This window comes from Psychrobacter sp. TB55-MNA-CIBAN-0194, assembly GCF_040309505.1.
In the GTDB taxonomy this organism is placed as follows: domain Bacteria; phylum Pseudomonadota; class Gammaproteobacteria; order Pseudomonadales; family Moraxellaceae; genus Psychrobacter; species Psychrobacter fozii.
Genome location: NZ_JBEOOW010000799.1, coordinates 1 through 235 on the forward strand (window position 1 = coordinate 1; position 235 = coordinate 235).

1 protein-coding gene is annotated in these 235 nt (G+C 40.9%); it reads right to left on the reverse strand.

Annotation, left to right across the window (positions count from 1 at the left end; genetic code table 11):
- Positions 1–235: hypothetical protein (locus AAEY75_RS17140; RefSeq protein ID WP_352260388.1), on the reverse strand; the 235-nt coding region annotated here is incomplete at both ends.

Below are 235 nucleotides of genomic sequence, written 5' to 3' on the forward strand. Positions count from 1 at the left end.
CCTTAATACGATAGCCTAATGTTAAGTAACCAGAATCAATATCAGGGTAAGCGTTATCAATTTCTGAACGAGTCCATTCTGTTATCGCAATGACTTCACCATTGTCGTAACTTGCACCCACTCCGACGAAAGAACCTTTATCATCATCAAGTTCTAATACCGTATAGTTCGCTTGGGTGTTCACTCCAGGCGCTAATGTTACGTCAACTTCATTAACAATAGGTCCGTCTAGTTG